Here is an 18,441-nt window from a genome sequence, read left to right on the forward strand (position 1 = left end):
TTCAAACTGGTAGTACGCGTTATCGTTAACGACCTTCGCGAGCAAGCTCGCTCCTACAAGTAACTCATCACGCAACACGATTGAGTTGCACCGAATGCTGCTCGACAAACTCGGCACTCAACTCGATCACCCGTCGGTACTGCAAATCGACCGTGATCATGTGGTAGCAGTTATCCAGCAAAATCTTGGTCACCGGCCCGCCGAGGTGGCGTTCCACGTAGTCGGCGTTCCAGCGGCTGGTGATGTCATCCTCAATGGAATGCAGCACCAGCGCCGGCACCTTGATGTCGGGCATACGCTTTTTGACCACCGCGTTCATGCGGTGCAATTCGCGCACGGTAATGCCCTCCATCGTCAGCAAACCGGCCTCGCTGCTTTCGCCTTCCTTCATCTGCCGCTCGACGATGGCCCGCAAGCGCTCGTTCTTGATGCCGTAGGGCGGTTTCTCTTCGAAGCTGCAAATGTGCACACCGAATGGAATCTTCATCAGCAGCGGCGTGAGGAACGCCAGCTTGTTGATGCTCCAGCCGTCGTACTTCAAGGTGGTGGAATACATCAGCAGCCCGGCGACCTGGCCCGGGTGTTCGGCGGCCACGTACATGGACATCACCGCGCCCATGGACAAACCGCCGACAAACACCTGCCCGTGGCGTTGCTTGACCTGCACGAAGGTCTTGCGCACACCTTCGTACCAGTCACGCCAGCCGGTGGCCTGCAGGTCGCTGTTATCACCGCAGTGCCCGGCCAACGTGGGCACATACACGGTGCAATTACCTGCCTTGGCCAAGCCCTTGGCGACCTGGCGCAACTCGGTCGGTGTGCCGGTCAGGCCGTGGATCAACAGGATCCCGACCGGACCATCACCGAGAACGAAACCGGCAGTACCTTCACCGAGGTCGATCCCTTGCGCATTCACCGATTAGTCGCTCGCACCAACAGTTGCTCAAGCAGCTTGAGCCCCAGTTCGATTTCCGGGTAGCTGATTTCCAGGGACGGTGCCAGGGTGATGACGTTCTTGTAGTAACCGCCCACGTCGAGGATCAGGCCGAGTTTCTGGCCGTCCACCACCATGTCGCCTTTCATGCCTTCCTCGACCATGTAATCCAGGGTCGCCTTGTCGGGGGTGAAGCCATCCGGGCCGCAGATTTCGCAGCGCAGCGCCAGGCCCAGGCCGTCGACATCGCCGATGATCGGGAAGCGTTTTTGCAGGTCCTGCAAGCCTTCCAAAAAGAACTTGCCCTTGGCCATGACCATCGCGCCGTAATCGACTTCGCTGGTCATCTTGAACATTTCCAGGCCCACGGCAGTGCCCAGCGGGTTGGAGGCGAAGGTGGAGTGCGTCGAACCTGGCGGGAACACCTTCGGGTTGATCAACTCTTCACGGGCCCAGATACCGCCCAACGGGTTGAGGCCATTGGTCAGGGCCTTGCCGAACACGATCACGTCCGGCTGCACATCGAAGTGCTCGATCGACCAGAGTTTACCGGTGCGGTAGAAGCCCATCTGGATTTCATCGGACACCATCAGGATGCCGTGCTGATCCAGGACGTGCTTGAGTTCGCGGTAGAAGTTCATCGGCGGGATCACGTAGCCGCCGGTGCCCTGGATCGGCTCGACGTAGAAGGCCGCGTATTCGCACTGGTTGGTTTTAGGGTCCCACACGCCGTTGTATTCGGTCTCGAACAAGCGCGCGAACTGCTGCACGCAATGGCTGCCGTACTCTTCCTTGGTCATGCCCTTCGGGCCACGGAAGTGGTAAGGGAATGGGATGAAATTGGCGCGTTCACCAAAGTGGCCGTAGCGACGACGATAGCGAAAGCTGGAGGTGATCGACGAGGCGCCGAGGGTGCGGCCGTGGTAGCCGCCTTCGAAGGCGAACATCAGGCTTTTGCCGTTGCTGGCGTTGCGCACCACCTTGAGGGAGTCCTCAATGGACTGCGAGCCGCCGACGTTGAAGTGCACGCGACCGTCGAGACCGAATTTTTTCTTGGCGTCGACCGCGATCATTTCCGACAGCTCGATCTTGCCTTTGTGCAGGTACTGGCTGGCGATCTGCGGCAGGGTGTCGATCTGTTGCTTCAGCGCATTGTTCAGACGCGGGTTGGCGTAGCCGAAGTTGACGGCCGAGTACCACATTTGCAGGTCGAGGTAGGCCTGGTCTTCGGTGTCCCACACATAGGAGCCTTCGCAACGGCTGAAAATGCGCGGCGGCTCGATGTAATGAACGGTGTCGCCGTAGGAGCAATACTTGGCTTCTTTATCCAGAAGAATCTGGTCTTCGGCGGTAGCGATACGGATATCAGACATGATGGAAGAGTTCCTGATTGTCAGAAGAGGTGTTGAAGGTGGTGGCGTTGGCAGCGATGCCTTGAGGCAGCTTGGCCAGCAGTGCGGTCACTTGCGCAAAGGTGTCGAAGCGCGCGTGAGGAATGTGGTTGGCGACGCAGTACTCGGCGAGGCTGCCCTTGGCGAATACAAAGTCGGCGGTGGAAGCCACGCACATGTCGGACTTGCCGTCGCCGATCACCAGCACGCGCTTGTTGCGCGGGGTGGATTTGCACTTGCAGTTGCCGGAAGCGGCGCGGCAAGCATCGCTGGCGTAAGGGAAGTCGATACGCCAGCTGTTCTGATCGACCTGGCGCAGGCGGTTGGCGAGGATCGGCAACAAGGTCACGTAATTGCGCGACAGGATGCGCGCGATACCCTGCTCGATGCCGTCGCTGACCACCTCAATGGTCGCGCCCAGGTCCATGACGTGATCGACGAAATCCGGAAAGTCCGGGTCGATCTCGACGCTGTCGAAATACGCCAGCAATTCACTTGGGGTGGCCTTGATCAGCGCCAGTTGGCGGCTCAGGCATTCGCGTGAACCGATATGCCCGTCCAGCCATTGCTGTTCAATGGTTTCCCACTCGGGGCCGGCGAAGCGTTGGAGGACGTTGTCGATGACATCCGTGGGGGTAATGGTCCCATCGAAGTCACACACGATATGCCAGTGGATCATCTGCCTTTCCTTTAGGTAAAGGGCCTGGGAGAGTGCGCTGTATGCGCTTGCCAAGGGATAGAGCAGGGACTGTGCCAACTGGACAGAACCCAGTGGGGCTGGGGGTTTGGCGGGATACGCCAGGGGATTTGTGTGGCGCAAGCTACAATTTTTGTAGCTTGCTACAAACAACATGAGTGCTTGCACAGGCGCGAGGGTTTGCGCGTTCATGCGCGCCTGTCCACCTCAGGAACGTACGCCATGACCAACATCACTTCTGCCGTATTCGCAGGCTTGCTCGGCCTGTGGGGCTGCTCCAGCGCCGTCTGGGCAGACGGCATCAGCGGCGACGTGGGCGCGGGCTTGAGCTATCAGCCCCATGACCCCACCGGCAGCCGCTACGAAACCCGGCCCGTGCCTTACCTGGACCTGGATTGGGGCGACGTCAGCCTGAGCACCGACGACGGCCTGACCTGGAGCGCGCTGAACACCCACGGCATCACCGCCGGCCCCTATATCAACTACCTGTCGGGGCGCACCTCCAACGGCGAGTTGCAGGGCTTGCGCAATGTGTCGGACATGGCTGAGGTCGGTGGTTTTATCCAGTACGCCCCGGCCAATTTCTGGCGGGTCTACGCGCAACTGGGCCAGGCGGTGGGCGGTGGGCACTCCCAGAGCGGCACCCTGGGTAAAATCGGCGGCGAACTGGGCTACCCGCTAGGCGGCGGGATTATCGGCAGCAGTGGCCTGGTGGCGCATTTTGCCGATGCGCGCCAAGCCAATACCTTCTTTGGCGTGGATAACAACGAAGCCGCCGCCACCGGGTTTCGGCCCTACAACGCCAGCGGTGGCTTCCAGAATGTGACGCTGAGCCAGAGCTTCGCCTTTCCTCTGGCGCCCCATTGGTCGCTGTTGACCAGTGCAAGCTGGGTGCATTTGGTGGGCTCGGCGGCCCGGAGCAGCATCGTCAAACAGGCTGGTGACGTGAACCAGGGGCAGGTGCAGACGGCGATCAGCTACACCTTCGATTAGAACCCGACGCAGTTCTGCCTTAAGTCAGCAGATCCAAATGTGGGAGGGGGCTTGCCCCCGATAACAGGGTGTCAGCCAACTGATTGATTGACTGACCCGCCGCCATCGGGGGCAAGCCCCCTCCCACATTTTGCCTGTGCTTGGCAGCAAAATTTTCAGTGTTCTTCGCCCTCAGCCAACAGCGCGATACCACCGATAATCACCCCCACCCCCACCCAGTGCAGCAGGCTGATGTGCTCGCCCAGCCCCAACCACGACCCCGCCAGCACAGCCACAAACACCAGTGAACTCAGCGGAAACGCCAAAGACAAACTGCTGCGCCGCAGGATCAGCATCCACACAAAAAACGCCCCCAGATAACTGGCAATGGCGGCCAGTATCCCCGGGTTACGCGCCACGTCGGCCAGCCACTGCCAGGTAAAATCCATCTGCCCCAATTGATCACCGGCCACCTTGGTAAACAATTGCCCGGCGCTTTCGGTGGCGATCAACAGTGCCCACAACACCAGGGTGCCCAGACGCCCATGTAACCAACCGCTATCGACTGTTTGCGTCGTCATGCCTGGCTCCCCGCAATCGCTACCAACATCACACCCAGGGTAATCACCAGCGTGCCCAGCCAACGCCTTGGGCTGACCCTTTCCTTGAGCACCACCCTGCCCGCCAGAACCACCAGGCAATAGGCCAATGCCGCCAGCGGGAACAGCAGGCTCAATGGCGCGCGGGACAAGGCTTCCAGCCAGACGAAAAACTCGACGACATAGGCGCCGACGCCCGCCCAGAGCAGCGGCGCATTGAACACCTGGCCCCAAAAGGCGCGCAGGCTGAACCCGCCATCGAGTTGCGGTAAGCGGTCCACACCGAGTTTGAAACACAGCTGGCCAATCACATCGAGGACAATGGAAAACGCCAGCAACAACACCACGGTCAGGGTCACGGGAACAGCTCCTCAAACAGGTTGATCAGGGCTTCATTGGTCGCGACATTGCGCTGCAAGTCTTGCGCGCTCCAGCGCTGCGGTGGCGGCTGGTCGGACTTGGCTTCCCAGCGCTTGAACGCGTTGCTGAACACCGGCGTGGCGAACTCACCGCACACGTCGATACCAATGATGCGTTTATGCGCCGCCAACGCCCGCAGGGCCTGGAGTAGATGGGTCAGGCGCATACCGCCCTGGTCCCAGTTGGTGGCGGCGTCTTCACTGGCCAGCACATCCTTGTCGATGGTGATCCAGATCGCCTCGGTGGGCAGGCTGGCGATCATCTGGTCGAGAAATTTCGCCCAATCCAGCTCAGCGAGGTTGCGCCAGTGCAGGTGGTTTTCCTGCTGCTGGTGGCCCGCCCCATCGCCGACCCGGCCCCAGACCTTGGACGGCGGGTGCTGCCACGGAAACAGCTGCAATTGCCCGCGCTTGAGTGCCCCAAGGTTGCCGCCACGCAATTGCGGGTTATGCAGGTCATCGCTGCACGGGCCGAGGGTGACGATACGTTTGATCGCCGGCATCTTCAGTGCACGGTTGACCCACGAACCACAGTGGCGCCTGGGTGCAAAGCGCACCCAGTCGGGGTGGTTGTCGAAGTGGATCAGGCTGACAGGCTCCTTAAGGTCAGCCAAAAAGGCCGGCGTGAGGTGGTGGTAGTCGCCGGAGCCGACAAACAGGATTTCCGGGCGCGCATCCCTGGGCCTAGGCCGTTGGGCCAGGCGCTCGGTGAAACGTTTCCAGGTTTTTTCAGTGGACCACAGGCGCAGTTTCGGCCCCAGGTCGAGCAGGTCCAGACGCGTGGCCCGGCCGCTGGCCAACCGCCGGGCAATGGGCGCCTGGCCGGTGAGGCTGTGGTCGAGGTCAAGTATGTTCAAGGTAGTGTTTCACCCCTAATGGCAGCGCCCAACCGCAGGCCGGCTGGGCTTTAGGGGGTTAATGCAAGGGATGGGCCAGCGTTTGGATGAGCGCCGTTTTTGAAAACAATGAGTATCAAGTGTGGGAGCTGGCTTGCCTGCGATGGCGGTGCCACGGTTAAACAGGTGCCGACTGACCCACCGCTATCGCAGGCAAGCCAGCTCCCACATTAGAGCGGCGTCAGGATCGCGCGTCGGCAATGATCTGGCGAATCGCGCCCACAAAGGCTTCAGCCGGCTGACCGCCGCTGACCGCGTACTGGTCGTTGAACACGATGGTCGGCACCGAGGTCACTCCGCGGGTGATCCACAGCTTTTCCTGCTCGCGAACTTCGGCGGCGTATTCATCGGAGGCGAGAATCTGGGCGGCGCGTTTCAAGTCCAGACCGACGCTTTCGGCAATGATCGCCAGCGTCGCATGATCGGACGGGTCCTGGCCATCGCTGAAGTACGCCTTGAACAGGGCTTCCTTGAGGTTGTACTGCAAGCCCTCCAGCCCGGCCCAATGCAACAGGCGGTGCGCATCGAAGGTGTTGTAAATGCGGCTCTGGCCGTCGGTGCGAAAGGCAAAGCCCAGCGCTGCGCCCATGTCGCGGATACGCGCCCGATTGGCCTGGGATTCTTCGGCGGTGGAGCCGTATTTTTCGGTGATGTGCTCGACGATGTTCTGCCCGATGGCGGGCATGTTCGGGTTCAGCTCGAACGGCTGGAAATGAATCTCGGCCTGCACCTCGGCGCCAAGCTGGTCGAGGGCTTCGGTCAGGCCGCGCAGGCCGATGATGCACCAGGGGCAAGACACGTCGCTGACGAAATCGATTTTCAGGGGAGTACTCATGGTAGGCAACCTCGCTGGCATTAGTGCGCCGCAAAGCTACACGATACACCACCTCTACAGCAGCTTCGACGGCGCGCCCTGGTCAATCTGCGCCCAGTGCGCCGTATCCTGGCGATGGGCTTGCAGGTACGGCAGCACCGCCGCCAGCAGCGGCGCCTTGAACGCCTCCTGAAAACGGTGGGCCAGACCCGGGATCAATTTCAGCTGGCTGCCCTGGATATGCGCGGCCAGGTGCACACCGTGCATCACCGGCAGCAACGGATCAGCCGTGCCGTGCACAACCAGGGTCGGCACGCGCAGTTGGTTGAGCAACGGTACACGGCTGGGCTCGGCGAGGATCGCCATGATCTGGCGCTTGACGCCTTCGGGGTTGAAGGCGCGGTCGTAGGACTGCGCCGCCTGGTGCAGCAATGCCTGACGATCATCCTTTACGTTCGGGCTGCCCAGCGCTGCGAGCAAATCGGCTTGCTGCTCCAGGGCCACTTCGCGATTGGGCGCGCTGCGCCGCGACAGCAATTGCACCAGAGCCGCGTTCGGAGCGGGCAGGCCCTCGGCGCCGGAGCTGGTCATGATCAGAGTCAGGCTCTCGACCCGTTGCGGCGCCATGGCCGCCATGTGCTGGGCGATCATGCCGCCCATGCTCGCGCCGAGAACATGAAATTGCTGCACCTGCAACGCATCCATCAAGCCCAGCGCGTCGTCGGCCATGTCGGTCAACGTATAGGGCGCCGCCACCGGCAGGCCGAGCTTGTAGCGCAGCACTTCGAAGGTCAGGTTGGCACTGGCCGGCGCCTGACGCCAGGTCGACAGGCCGACGTCTCGGTTGTCGTAGCGGATCACCCGAAACCCTTGCTCGCACAGGGCGACCACCACTTCATCCGGCCAATGGATCAACTGCCCACCCAGCCCCATCACCAGCAGCAAGGCAGGGTCCGACGCACGCCCGATACTCTGGTAGGCGATGCTCACCTTTTCCAGGTCGACCGTTTGGGTCGGGACATTGACATCACATCGAGACGCCGCAAAAGACGGCAGGCCGAACAACAGAGCGGCCAATAAAAGCAACACGCGCATGAAAAACACCGAAACGCAGAACCCCAGTAGAGCGCGAGTCTGATGAAGTTTGTTCAAGCGCGCTGCCACAGTTCGATGACAGTTTGATGAAGAGTGCCAGGCGGTCATGGTCGACACGCCTTTAAACATGAGACAAACTCACGTCATTCAATATTCTTGCAAATTGTTCTCATGGTGCGCCCGTGCTCGAAATCCGTCATCTCAAGACCCTGCACGCCCTGCGTGAAGCCGACAGCCTGGTGGAGGCCGCCGAGCGCCTGCACCTGACCCAGTCCGCACTCTCCCATCAATTCAAGGAGCTGGAAGAGCGCTTGGGCATGCCGTTGTTCGCCCGCAAGACCAAGCCCGTGCGCTTTACCAGCGCCGGCCTGCGCCTGCTGCAACTGGCGGACGCCACCCTGCCCTTGCTGCGTGGCGCCGAACGCGATATCGCGCGGCTGGCCGGCGGCACCGCCGGGCGCCTGCACATGGCTATCGAATGCCATAGCTGTTTCCAGTGGCTGATGCCCACTATCGACCAGTTCCGCGATGCCTGGCCGGAAGTCGAGCTCGACCTGGCCTCCGGCTTTGCCTTCGCGCCATTGCCAGCCCTGGCCCGCGGCGACCTGGACCTGGTGGTGACCTCCGACCCGCTGGAACTGCCGGGCATCACCTACGTACCGTTGTTCACCTACGAAGCCATGTTGGCCGTGGCCAACCAGCACGCGCTGGCGAACAAGTCATACATCGTGCCCGAAGACCTGCTGACAGAAACCCTGATCACCTATCCGGTGGAACGTGACCGCCTGGACATCTTCACCCGCTTCCTGGAACCGGCCGACGTGGAACCCGCCCAGGTGCGCACCTCGGAACTGACGGTGATGATGATGCAACTGGTGGCCAGCGGCCGAGGCGTCTGCGGTATGCCCCATTGGGCACTGCATGAGTACAGTTCACGCGGGTACGTGAAGGCCAAGCGGTTGGGCGAAAAAGGCCTGTTCGCCACGCTGTACGCAGGCATTCGGGCCGACATGCTGGATGCACCGTACATGCGCGACTTCTTGCTGACAGCCAAGGACACCTCATTTTCCACCCTGGATGGAGTGAGTGCCGTGCGTTAAGCGACTGCATAGCCACCAACGCTAACCACGATGCGAAGCGAGCCGCTCTTGCTCTTGATCTGCTTTGATCTGCTTTTGATTTTAAGCGCCCCGTCAAACCACGCTGGCCGAAGTGAGGGCACACCGAGCCTAAGCGAGGTGCCGAGTGGTGGGGCAAGAGCGTTTTGCTTACTTTTGTCTGGGCCGGCATTCCGGCTTTTCAAAAGTGAGCCGCTGTAAAAGCGGAACCAATAGCAGCCGTGACCCAAATAACGGATATGTACTCGATCAAAGTCCAGCATCCCAACCAACCCTGAGGCCGCCATCGGGGGCAAGCCCCCTCCCACATTTGAATCGTGTGGCATCAGTGAGATCGTCGTCGGCTTTCAGGCCGCCATCGGGAGCAAGCCCCCTCCCACATTGGATATCACTGATCTTTTAACTCACGCCACATGTGGATCTTGTCGAAATACTCCTCACCTACCCGCACCGCCAACGGCTCCAACCCGTACTGAATAAAACCGCAACGCTGATAAAGCGCCAACGCCGCGTCATTCCCGGCGGTAACAGTCAGTTGGATCAGCTTCAACCGCGGCTGCCCACGAGCCTGCTCCAGCGCAGCCTCTACCAATTGCCGGCCCAATCCACGTTGTTGATAAGCCGCGCTCACGTACATACCGAACAAGGTCGCCTTGTGCCACGCCTTCTCCCGCGGCTCGAACGCCAGGCCGACGATACCCGCCAGTTGATCACCCTCGAATGCCCCAAGCAGGCGATCCAGGGCGCTGCTCACACGCTTTTCCCACCAGCTCAATGGCATCGCGGCACGCTCGGCAACACTGGAGGTAAATGCCTGGGGATACGCGCCATAAGCCTCAAGCATCAATGCCCGATACGCTTGGGCATCGCCAGCCTGCAATGGGCGAATCATGCGCTGCGCAAGGAAGCGCGGTAATGCGGCAGGATGTACTCACGCGTCAGCGGCGCCAACTCCAGGCCGCCGTCGCCCATGGGGTCGATCCAGCATATTTCTTCAATTTCGGCCGCCGGTTTTACCGCCACGTCGATATGCAACTGGTACATATCGGCCTGCACCATAAAACCCGGCTCATTGGCCGCCCGGCTCGAGAATTGGCCGAGATACACGGCCTCTTGCGGATTAATGTGCAGGTTCAGCTCTTCGTGCAGCTCACGGGCCAACGCCTGGAGCGGGGTTTCGTCAGCATCGATCTTGCCGCCAGGTTGCATGAAGGCCCGGGTGCCGCGCTTGCGCACCAGCAAGGTTTGGCCGTCTTTGTCGATCAAAACGGCGGCGGCGATGCGGATAGTTGAATGGCTCATGAAGGAATCGAGGTCTCGTCCGGTTGTTTGATGAATATGCTGTATTTGGCACCCTCCATGGCTTCGAAGGCAATCAGCTTGTCTACCAGCGGCAGGTTCAGCACCTTGCCGGCGTTGAGCAGCAACATGCCGTTGTCGGCATTGAGGTTGCGTGCCAACACCATCCCGGCTTCAAGTTCGCGGGTGGTGAGGACTTTGACCGTCGGGTCGCCCAGGGTCACGTCGCTGAGGAAGGTCGCGCAGGCCAGTACAAAGTCTTCCACCAGCGCCGGGTCATACAAGCGCCCGGCATATTTGCGAATGTACAACAGCGCTTCGTCGCTGTTCAGGTGCCGCTCCAGGATCAAGCCCTTTTGCAACTCGATGAAATCCACCGCCAGCTTCAACAACCGCGAACCTGCGGGAATGGTCTCGCCCTTGAGGTGATCGGGAAACCCCGAGCCGTCCCACCGCTCCTGATGATGACGAATGATCCGCGCTGCATCCTTCATCGGTTCCAGGGTCATCAACAGTGATTCGCTTTGCGTCGGGTACTCGCGATACTGCGCGCGGTCAGTGCTGTGCAGTTTGTCTGCCGGCGACACCATCATGCTGTCGCTCCAGCTCAGCTTGCCGATGTTGTACAGCGCGGCGGCCATGGTCAGGTCGCGGGTGCTGGCTTCATCCAAAGACTGGGCGGCGCAGCACACGCGGATCAGCTCGATCAACGCACGGTTGGTTTGCTTGTTCTTGGGCAAGCGCAGGTTGGCCAACAGCGAAAACACTTCAGTGCCGGTCACGTAGCTGCGCTTGAGCTCATCGTAGGCCAGGTCGAGCATGTCGGCGGTCTGCTGCAACTCGGCGGTGCGCGCGGTCACGCGTTTTTCCAGGGTGGCGTTGAGCGCTTTGAGCTGCTCGTTCTGCTGGTGGGTCAGGCGTTGGAGCCGCTGGTGTTCGAGGCACTGCTGCAGCACCAGTATCAGCTCTGCGTCATTCCAGGGTTTGCTGATGTAGCGGTGGATCTGCCCGTCGTTGATGGCCTTGATGATGGTGTCATGGTCTGCGTAACCGGTGAGCAGGATGCGGCCGGTGGCGGGATACAGGCGGTGAACCTGCGCCAGGAGCGTGGCCCCGTCCATACCGGGCATACGCGCATCGCTCATCACCAGGTCGATAGGCCGACTGGCGAGAACCTCCAGCGCCTGAGCACCGCTGGTGGCCAATAAAACCTCATAAGGCTGGCCGCGCAACAGACGGCGCAGGCTGTTGAGGATCGATTCCTCATCGTCGACCAGCAAAACGGCAGACTTCGTAGCGAGTTGTTCATCCATGGTGACTCTGCCTTCAAATTGAACGAAGCTTGGCTCAACTGAACCCCTGCAAACATACGCGATGTTGATTTGACGCCAACTGGCCGTCGATATCAAGGGAACTCAACTATGCTTTGCAGCAGGTTGAAAAGCACGCAAATCGCTGTGCCGGACACCTTCGATTGCGCAACACTGGTACCCGATGAATAGCCCAGGGCCTGCAAGGAGTGCTCGCTTGAGCAAGGTTTTAACTACCCGGTTCGGCTTGATGTTGGCGTTGTGCATGAACATCGGCACTCCACCGAGCGCCGCCCCGCTGAATGAAGCACTCAAGCCATTGCCCGCGGTTGCGGCACAGGACCCGGCCAAAGTTGAGCTGGGCCGCCGGCTGTTCAACGAGCCGCGGTTGTCGGTCAACAACACGCTGTCCTGCGCCAGCTGCCATCACCTGGAAACCGGCGGCGCCGACAACAAGCCCTTCTCCCTTGGCTTCGACGGCAAGCCGGTGCCACTTAATACGCCCACCGTGTTCAACGCCAGCCTGAACTTCAAACAGTTCTGGGATGGCCGGGTCGACACCCTTCAAGCGCAGATCGAGCACGTGGTGATCAGCCCGGTGGAAATGGGCAGCGACTGGAAAACCGTGGTGCACAACCTGTCAGCCCACCCCGAATACCAGCGCGCATTTGCACAGCTGTATCCCGATGGCGTCAGCGCCGCCAATGTGCAGGACGCGCTGGCGACCTACGAGCGCACGCTACTCACGCCCAACTCGCGGTTCGACCAGTATCTGCTGGGCAACACCGAGATCCTGACGACCAAGGAAAAATACGGCTACCAGCGTTTCAAGGACTATGGCTGTATCGCCTGCCACCAGGGCGTGAATATCGGCGGCAATATGTTCCAGAAGTTCGGCGTGATGGGCGATTACTTCAAGGCACGCGGCAACCCGGTCGAATCGAACCTGGGCCGCTACCTGCTGACCGGCGATGAAGAGGACCGCCACGTGTTCAAGGTGCCCAGCCTGCGCAATGTGGCCGTCACTGCGCCCTACTTCCACGACGCCTCGGCCAAGACCCTGGAAGACGCGGTTGACGTGATGTTCAAGTACCAGTTGGGGCGTACGCCGTCCGAGGAAGACAAAGATCTGATTATTCAGTTTCTCAAGACCCTGACCGGCGAATGGGCGGGCAAGCCGCTATGAGACGACTTTCGCGCCGCCGTGCCGGCCAGATACTCCTGGGTGTCATGACCCTGTTCCTGGCCTCCACCCTGGTATTTCTATACCTCAAGTCTTCCCGCGACCAGACGGCCACTTATACCCAGTCGCGAGACCTGATCCGCCAGCTCCAGCAGCTCAATGCTCAATGGGACAGCGAAGTGCTCAAGGCCCGGATCGCGATCACCCACAATTACGATCCGCTGGTCACCCCCCTCTCGGACATGACCCGTATCTGGTCTGAACTGCAAAGCCGCGACACCTACCACAACCCTGCCGACCTGGCGGGTTGGCAGGCCAACGAGGCGGCGTATATGAGCGCCATCCAGGAAAAAGCCCGCCTGGTGGATCAGTTCAAGTCTCACAACGCTGTGTTGCGCAACTCACTGGCGTTTTTACCGACCGCCGAAGACGACATCCAGGCCCAATTCAACCAGATTGACGATCAAGGCCGGCTGCAACTGCAAGACGTGGCCACCGACACCTACGACCTGCTGCTCAGCAGCCTGGAGTTTGCTCAGGTCACCAGCGACGAACGCGCCGCCGATATTCTGGTGGGCCTGGGCAAACTGGCGATCAACAAACAGAGCCTGCCCAGTGAATTCCAGGCGCCGGTGGATATCCTCAGCAACCATATTTCGCTGATCCTGCGCGAACAGCCGCTGGTCAACAGCCTGCTCGAACGCATCGCCGCCGTGCCGGTGGCCGAGCGGCTCGACGACTTGACCACTCACCTCAACCAGGACCAACAGACTTCGGACCTGGTTGACCATCAATATCATCGCTACCTGTTGGTCTTCTCGACGCTGCTGGTGGTGCTGTTGCTGTACCTGGCAGTGCGCCTGCTGCGCAGTTTTGCCGAGATCAACCGCGTCAATCGCGCCTTGCAATCGGCCAACGAAACCCTGGAGCAACGGGTGGAACGGCGCACCCAACAACTCAAGGACGCCCAGAGCGAACTGCTCGACAGCGCCCGCCAGGCAGGCATGGCGGAGATCGCCACCAACGTGCTGCACAACGTCGGCAACGTGCTCAACAGCGTGAATATTTCTGCCGAGCTGGTCAGCCGCAAACTGCGCGGCAGCAAAGCCCTGGGCCTGGGCAAAGCGATGCAATTGATCAACGCACACCAGAGCGACCTGGGCACCTTTCTCACCGAAGATGAAAAAGGCAAATTGCTGCCGGGTTACCTCAACCAACTGGTGGAAGCGATCGCCGTGGAGCAACAGGGCATGAGCGATGAGCTGGCGCAACTGAGTAAAAGCATCGATCACATCAAAGACATCGTCTCGACCCAGCAATCCTATGCCGGCGCCGCCACGTTGCTGGAGCCTATCGATATTGGCGCTTTGATGGATGACGCCCTGCGCATGAACGCCGGCTCGCTGAGCCGCCACCACGTCACGGTGATCAAGGAGTACGCACAGGTCCCGCAGATCCTCGGCGACAAGCACCGCCTGCTGCTGATCATGGTCAACCTGATCAGCAACGCCAAGTACGCCATGGACAAACTGTCTGATCGGCCACGGCAAATCACCCTCGCGGTCGAACCGGTGGGCGAGGACACTTTGAAGATCAGCGTGAAAGACGATGGCGAAGGCATACCGCCTGAAAACATGACACGGATCTTCACCCACGGTTTTACCACGCGTAAAGAAGGCCATGGCTTCGGCCTGCACAGCTGCGCCCTCGCCGCGGTGGAAATGAACGGCCAGCTCAGCGCTCACAGCGACGGGCCAGGCCTGGGCGCGGTATTCACCTTGACCATCCCCCTGACTCTTGCCGGAAGCCGCTCATGAACCAACCTCCCAACCGGCGCATCCTGCTGATCGACGACACACCGTCCATTCATGAGGATTTCCGCAAGATCCTGATGCCGGAGGCTGTGTCCAGCCAGGCGCTGGATGACATGGAGTCGGCGCTGTTTGGCGAAGCGGCCAAGCCTCAGGCCCAGGCGTTCGAACTGCATTCGGCTTATGGCGGCGAAGAGGGTCTGGGCTTGCTCACCAGCGCCATGGCGCAACAGCGTCCGTATGCGCTGGCATTCGTTGACATGCGCATGCCCCAGGGCTGGGACGGTGCGAAAACGATCGAAGCGTTATGGAAGGTCGCGCCCGAGTTGCAAGTGGTGGTGTGCACCGCGTACTCGGATTACTCCTGGGAAGACCTGCTGTTTCGCCTGCAGGCCCATGACCGCTTGCTGATCCTGAAAAAGCCGTTCGACAATATTGAAGTGCAGCAAATGGCCAATACCCTGGCCAATAAATGGGACATGGCCCGGCGTGCGTCCCTGCAAACCTCACACCTGGAACAACTGGTGGAACAACGCACCCAGGCGCTGCAATTGGAAATCAACGAGCGCAAGCACCTGGAAAGCCAACTGGTGCAGTCGGAAAAGCTCGCCTCCCTTGGGCAGCTCGCCGCTGGCGTCGCCCATGAAATCAACAATCCGGTGGGTTTTATTTCCTCCAACCTCAGCACCCTCGATAGCTACTTCAAGCAGCTGCAGCAAATGCTCGATGCCTATCAACGCAGTGAGGAACACCTCGCGGCGCCAGAACAGCGCGATCTGCTGAAGGTATTGCGCACCGACCTGGAACTGGACTTTCTCAAGGAAGACATACCGATCCTGATCCGCGAATCCCAGGAAGGCATTGGCCGCGTGGTGCAGATCGTCAAAGACCTGAAGAACTTCTCACGGGTGGACAACGACCAGACCTGGCAGTTGGCTAATCTGCAGCAAGGCATCGACTCGACCCTGAATATCGTCGCCAGCGAACTCAAGTACAAGGCCGACGTGGTCAAGCACTACACGCCCCTGCCGGACATTGAATGCCTGGCCTCGCAACTCAATCAAGTCGTGATGAACCTGGTGATCAATGCGGCCCAGGCCATGGGGCCCCAGCGCGGCACCATCACCATCAGCAATGGCGTGGAAGGCGAGAATATCTGGCTGGAAGTGGCCGATGACGGCTGCGGGATTGCCCCTGAAAGCGTACCGAAGATTTTCGATCCGTTCTTTACCACCAAGCCGGTGGGCGAAGGGACCGGGCTGGGGTTGTCACTGTCTTACGGCATCGTCAAGAAACACGGCGGGGACATTTGCGTCAGCAGCGAACTGGGCAGGGGCACGACATTTCGCGTGGTGTTGCCAATTCGTCAGACGGCGGCGTAGGGCACGCCGCCGAATCATCCTCATGCCTCGACTTTTTTCGGGTTCGACCCAAACGATGCAAAGCGCTTGTTGAAGCCGGCGATGCGGCCTTCGGCCTGGGTCTTGCGCTGCTGGCCGGTGTACACCGGGTGCGATGCGCTGGACACGTCCAACGGGATATAGGGATAGGTGTTGCCGTCACTGTGTGTGTGGGTGCGGTCGCTGTCGGCAGTGGAGCCGATAAGGAAATACACGTCAGCGGCGGTGTCGTGGAACAGTACGGTGCGGTAGTCGGGATGGATACCAGCTTTCATGAGGCCTCCGGGGCGTTTGAGTGCAATACATGCGTTATACAGTAACACTAATAATGCAGCCAAACGAGAACAGATTGCAATAACTACAGGCCGATCCGTTCTCCTCCGAGAGGTCCCAGCAGGTCGCCAGTCGTCTATTGCGGGCCAGTCTGTCCCAGTGATGAGGTCAAACTGATTATTCCCACAGGTTGTCTATGGTTTCCTCAGAGGCGCAGAATGGGTGATCGACCTGAAGAGTCCGAACCCAAGGAAACCGTATGAGCCTGTCCTTGTTAAGCCGCTACGCCTTCTTTGCTGTGTGCGTCATTTTCACCCTCGCCAGCCTGCCCTTTATCGAACATGAATGGCTGTGGCCCATCACCCTGGTCACCGGCATCCTCAGCCTGATCGGCATTTTCGACCTGCTGCAAAGCCCCCACGCCGTGCGCCGCAACTACCCGATCCTGGGCAATATCCGTTACCTGGTGGAAGGCATTCGCCCGGAAATCCGCCAATACCTGCTCGAATCCGACAGCGACGCCCTGCCCTTCTCCCGGGCCCAGCGCTCGCTGGTGTACTCGCGTGCCAAGAACGAAACCGCAGACAAGCCCTTCGGCACCTTGATCGACGTATACCAGTCGGGCTTCGAATTTATCGGCCACTCCATGCGCCCGGCACCGTTGAGCGACCCCAGCGCCTTTCGCGTGATGGTCGGCGGCCCGCAGTGCACGCAACCCTACTCGGCGTCGGTGTTCAACATCTCGGCGATGAGCTTCGGCTCGTTGAGCGCCAACGCGATTCGCGCCCTCAACCAGGGCGCCAAGCTCGGCAACTTTGCCCACGACACCGGTGAAGGCAGCATCAGCCCCTATCACCGCGAAAACGGTGGCGACCTGACCTGGGAACTGGGCAGCGGCTACTTCGGCTGCCGCACCAGCGACGGTCGTTTCGACCCGGAACGCTTTGCCGCGCAGGCGCAGAACCCGCAAGTACGCATGATTGAAATCAAGATGAGCCAGGGCGCCAAGCCGGGCCATGGCGGGATCCTGCCCAAGCATAAGGTCACCCAGGAGATCGCCGACACCCGCGGCATCATGATGGGTGAAGACTGCATCTCGCCGTCGCGTCACAGTGCGTTTTCCACGCCCATTGAGCTGATGCAGTTCATCGCCCAGTTGCGTGAACTGTCCGGCGGCAAACCAGTGGGCTTCAAGTTCTGCCTGGGCCACCCATGGGAATTTATGGGCATCGCCAAGGCCATGCTCGAAACCGGCATCCTCCCCGACTTTATCGTGGTGGACGGCAAGGAAGGTGGCACCGGCGCAGCCCCCGTGGAGTTCACCGACCATATTGGCGTGCCGCTGCGTGAGGGTTTGCTGTTTGTGCACAACACCCTGGTGGGCCTGAACCTGCGCGACAAAATCAAACTCGGCGCCAGCGGCAAGATTGTCAGCGCGTTCGATATTGCCAGCGTCCTGGCCATCGGCGCCGACTGGGCCAACTCGGCGCGCGGCTTCATGTTCGCCATTGGCTGCATCCAGTCCCAGTCATGCCACACCAACAAATGCCCGACTGGCGTAGCGACACAAGACCCACTGCGCCAACGGGCTCTGGTGGTGCCGGACAAGGCCCAGCGTGTGTTCAACTTCCACCGCAACACGCTGCACGCCCTGGCCGAAATGCTCGCCGCCGCCGGGCTCGATCATCCGTCGCAGTTGTCGGCCAAGCACTTGGTGCGACGCATGTCGGCCACCGAGATCAAACTGTTTTCGCAGTTGCATGTGTTCTTGAAACCCGGCGAATTGCTCACCGGAGACGTGAACGGCGAGTTCTATTCGCGCATGTGGCAGATGGCGCGGGCGGACAGTTTTGAGCCCCACGAAACCGCTGCAGCCTGACGGACGCCTGCCATGTTGAAAGTCATCGCTGAAGACTTTATCAAGCCCGAGCACCTGGAAACCGTGCGCCCGTGGTACGCCGAACTGGTGGAAAAAACCCGCCAGGAACCGCTGTGCATGGCCTACGATCTGTTTGTCGATCAAAAAGACCCGGGCCATTTTATTTTTATCGAACAATGGCCCGATCAGGCAGCACTGGATGCGCACTGCCAGACCGAGCACTTCAAACGGCTGGTGCCGCAGATCAATGCGTATCAGGCCAAGCCGTGCAGGATATTGTTGATGGACGCTTTTGGATAAGCCCTGTTCCGGTACGAACCCAGGATGCCCGAACAGGCGCCCCATCTATCT

Annotated in this window: 19 protein-coding genes; 7 read left to right on the forward strand and 12 right to left on the reverse strand. The window is 60.2% G+C overall.

Annotated features, from left to right (window positions below):
- Positions 1–67 precede the first annotated feature (67 nt).
- The 3 genes from JFT63_RS07040 to JFT63_RS07050 are packed head-to-tail and all read right to left on the reverse strand — an operon-like array spanning position 68 to position 3,004.
- Entirely contained in the window at positions 68–916 is an 849-nt protein-coding gene (locus JFT63_RS07040; protein WP_057701415.1) for an alpha/beta hydrolase, read from the reverse strand.
- On the reverse strand, positions 913–2,307 hold the full coding sequence (locus JFT63_RS07045; protein ID WP_057701416.1) for an aspartate aminotransferase family protein: 1,395 nt from the start codon (positions 2,305–2,307) through the stop codon (positions 913–915). Before JFT63_RS07045 ends, JFT63_RS07040 begins: the two co-directional genes overlap by 4 nt.
- The gene (locus JFT63_RS07050; RefSeq protein ID WP_057701417.1) at positions 2,300–3,004 is read right to left on the reverse strand and encodes an MtnX-like HAD-IB family phosphatase; all 705 of its coding nucleotides are present in this window, start codon (positions 3,002–3,004) and stop codon (positions 2,300–2,302) included. The genes JFT63_RS07045 and JFT63_RS07050 overlap by 8 nt, the downstream gene beginning before the upstream one ends.
- Positions 3,005–3,244: 240 nt before the next feature.
- On the opposite strand from JFT63_RS07050, the gene JFT63_RS07055 reads away from it, so the two are divergent.
- The gene (locus JFT63_RS07055) at positions 3,245–4,015 is read left to right on the forward strand and encodes a MipA/OmpV family protein (RefSeq protein ID WP_057701418.1); all 771 of its coding nucleotides are present in this window, start codon (positions 3,245–3,247) and stop codon (positions 4,013–4,015) included.
- Between the two features lie 155 nt (positions 4,016–4,170).
- Here JFT63_RS07055 and JFT63_RS07060 read toward each other — a convergent pair whose 3' ends face one another.
- From JFT63_RS07060 to JFT63_RS07080, 5 genes are all read right to left on the reverse strand, one after another.
- Entirely contained in the window at positions 4,171–4,575 is a 405-nt protein-coding gene (locus JFT63_RS07060; protein WP_057701419.1) for an EamA family transporter, read from the reverse strand.
- A complete protein-coding gene (locus JFT63_RS07065) occupies positions 4,572–4,952 on the reverse strand; it encodes an EamA family transporter (RefSeq protein WP_057701420.1) in 381 nt (126 codons plus the stop codon). The genes JFT63_RS07060 and JFT63_RS07065 overlap by 4 nt, the downstream gene beginning before the upstream one ends.
- Entirely contained in the window at positions 4,949–5,869 is a 921-nt protein-coding gene (locus JFT63_RS07070; RefSeq protein WP_198843661.1) for an arginase family protein, read from the reverse strand. Before JFT63_RS07070 ends, JFT63_RS07065 begins: the two co-directional genes overlap by 4 nt.
- Before the next feature lie 220 nt (positions 5,870–6,089).
- On the reverse strand, positions 6,090–6,743 hold the full coding sequence (locus JFT63_RS07075; RefSeq protein ID WP_057701422.1) for a DsbA family oxidoreductase: 654 nt from the start codon (positions 6,741–6,743) through the stop codon (positions 6,090–6,092).
- A gap of 54 nt (positions 6,744–6,797) precedes the next feature.
- A complete protein-coding gene (locus tag JFT63_RS07080) occupies positions 6,798–7,817 on the reverse strand; it encodes an alpha/beta fold hydrolase (RefSeq protein ID WP_057701423.1) in 1,020 nt (339 codons plus the stop codon).
- A gap of 182 nt (positions 7,818–7,999) precedes the next feature.
- Here JFT63_RS07080 and metR point away from each other — a divergent pair, with 182 nt between their 5' ends.
- Positions 8,000–8,917: a transcriptional regulator MetR gene (gene metR, locus JFT63_RS07085; RefSeq protein ID WP_057701424.1), complete on the forward strand. Its 918-nt coding sequence runs from the start codon at positions 8,000–8,002 to the stop codon at positions 8,915–8,917.
- A 406-nt stretch (positions 8,918–9,323) separates the two neighbouring features.
- Here metR and JFT63_RS07090 read toward each other — a convergent pair whose 3' ends face one another.
- The 3 genes from JFT63_RS07090 to JFT63_RS07100 are packed head-to-tail and all read right to left on the reverse strand — an operon-like array spanning position 9,324 to position 11,547.
- Positions 9,324–9,827, reverse strand: a complete 504-nt coding sequence (locus JFT63_RS07090; RefSeq protein ID WP_057701425.1) for a GNAT family N-acetyltransferase — start codon at positions 9,825–9,827, stop codon at positions 9,324–9,326.
- Complete coding sequence (locus JFT63_RS07095; protein ID WP_057701426.1) at positions 9,824–10,237, reverse strand: NUDIX hydrolase; 414 nt, start codon at positions 10,235–10,237, stop codon at positions 9,824–9,826. The genes JFT63_RS07090 and JFT63_RS07095 overlap by 4 nt, the downstream gene beginning before the upstream one ends.
- Positions 10,234–11,547 carry an HD domain-containing phosphohydrolase gene (locus JFT63_RS07100; protein WP_186563369.1) on the reverse strand — a complete coding sequence of 438 codons (1,314 nt, stop codon included), beginning with the start codon at positions 11,545–11,547 and terminating at the stop codon, positions 10,234–10,236. Before JFT63_RS07100 ends, JFT63_RS07095 begins: the two co-directional genes overlap by 4 nt.
- A gap of 247 nt (positions 11,548–11,794) precedes the next feature.
- On the opposite strand from JFT63_RS07100, the gene JFT63_RS07105 reads away from it, so the two are divergent.
- From JFT63_RS07105 to JFT63_RS07115, 3 genes are read left to right on the forward strand one after another with little or no spacing between them, the layout of a single operon-like run.
- Positions 11,795–12,730 carry a cytochrome-c peroxidase gene (locus tag JFT63_RS07105; RefSeq protein ID WP_442963707.1) on the forward strand — a complete coding sequence of 312 codons (936 nt, stop codon included), beginning with the start codon at positions 11,795–11,797 and terminating at the stop codon, positions 12,728–12,730.
- Complete coding sequence (locus JFT63_RS07110) at positions 12,727–14,544, forward strand: DAHL domain-containing protein (RefSeq protein ID WP_186563373.1); 1,818 nt, start codon at positions 12,727–12,729, stop codon at positions 14,542–14,544. The genes JFT63_RS07105 and JFT63_RS07110 overlap by 4 nt, the downstream gene beginning before the upstream one ends.
- Positions 14,541–15,920: an ATP-binding protein gene (locus JFT63_RS07115; RefSeq protein ID WP_198843663.1), complete on the forward strand. Its 1,380-nt coding sequence runs from the start codon at positions 14,541–14,543 to the stop codon at positions 15,918–15,920. Before JFT63_RS07110 ends, JFT63_RS07115 begins: the two co-directional genes overlap by 4 nt.
- Positions 15,921–15,940: 20 nt before the next feature.
- On the opposite strand, the gene JFT63_RS07120 is transcribed toward JFT63_RS07115, so the two are convergent.
- Positions 15,941–16,213, reverse strand: coding sequence for a type B 50S ribosomal protein L31 (locus tag JFT63_RS07120; protein ID WP_057701430.1), 273 nt, complete (start codon positions 16,211–16,213; stop codon positions 15,941–15,943).
- 257 nt (positions 16,214–16,470) lie between these two features.
- On the opposite strand from JFT63_RS07120, the gene JFT63_RS07125 reads away from it, so the two are divergent.
- Both JFT63_RS07125 and JFT63_RS07130 read left to right on the forward strand, forming a co-directional pair.
- On the forward strand, positions 16,471–18,090 hold the full coding sequence (locus JFT63_RS07125; RefSeq protein ID WP_005785200.1) for an FMN-binding glutamate synthase family protein: 1,620 nt from the start codon (positions 16,471–16,473) through the stop codon (positions 18,088–18,090).
- 12 nt (positions 18,091–18,102) lie between these two features.
- Positions 18,103–18,390 carry a putative quinol monooxygenase gene (locus JFT63_RS07130; protein WP_186563377.1) on the forward strand — a complete coding sequence of 96 codons (288 nt, stop codon included), beginning with the start codon at positions 18,103–18,105 and terminating at the stop codon, positions 18,388–18,390.
- The last annotated feature ends 51 nt before the right edge of the window (positions 18,391–18,441 follow it).

Source organism: Pseudomonas sp. MF7453 (genome assembly GCF_016405455.1).
Taxonomy (GTDB): domain Bacteria; phylum Pseudomonadota; class Gammaproteobacteria; order Pseudomonadales; family Pseudomonadaceae; genus Aquipseudomonas; species Aquipseudomonas paralactis.